This is a genomic window from Angustibacter luteus, assembly GCF_039541115.1.
In the GTDB taxonomy this organism is placed as follows: domain Bacteria; phylum Actinomycetota; class Actinomycetes; order Actinomycetales; family Angustibacteraceae; genus Angustibacter; species Angustibacter luteus.
Genome location: NZ_BAABFP010000010.1, coordinates 1 through 675, shown reverse-complemented (window position 1 = coordinate 675; position 675 = coordinate 1). Strand labels below are relative to the sequence as shown.

General features: G+C 67.3%; 1 protein-coding gene. It reads left to right on the top strand.

All coding sequences use genetic code 11. The features are described from left to right. Positions 1-675, top strand: a 675-nt coding sequence (locus tag ABEB17_RS19995) for a methyl-accepting chemotaxis protein (protein WP_345718526.1), incomplete at both ends; no start/stop codon positions are given.

Here is a 675-nt window from a genome sequence, read left to right as displayed (position 1 = left end):
GGGTGAGGCGGTTGCGGCTGGTGCTGAGGAGGCGTCGGTGCAGGCGGGGGTGGTGGCGGCTGCGGCGGAGCAGGTGTCGCGCAATGTGCAGACGGTGGCGGCGGGGTCGGAGCAGATGGGGGCTTCGATTCGGGAGATTGCGGTGTCGGCGAATGAGGCTGCTCGGGTGGCGTCGCAGGCGGTGGGGGTGGTGGAGTCGACGAATTCGTCGGTGGCTCAGCTGGGGTCGTCGTCGGTGGAGATCGGGAATGTGGTGAAGGTGATCACCTCGATTGCGGAGCAGACGAACTTGTTGGCGTTGAACGCGACGATTGAGGCGGCTCGTGCGGGTGAGGCGGGTAAGGGTTTTGCGGTGGTGGCGGGTGAGGTGAAGGAGCTGGCGCGGGAGACGGCGCGGGCGACGGAGGATATTGCGCGTCGGGTGGAGGCGATTCAGTCTGATACGCAGGGTGCGGTGGCGGCGATGGGTCAGATCAGCGAGATCATCGCGTCGATCAATGACTATCAGCTGACGATTGCCTCGGCGGTGGAGGAGCAGACGGCGACGACGCAGGAGATGTCGCGGAACGTGACGCAGGCGGCGTCGGGTTCGGGGGAGATCGCGGTGAACATCGGTGGGGTGGCGGCGGCGTCGGCGTCCACGACGGAGGCGGTCTCGCAGTCCCGGGTGGCGAT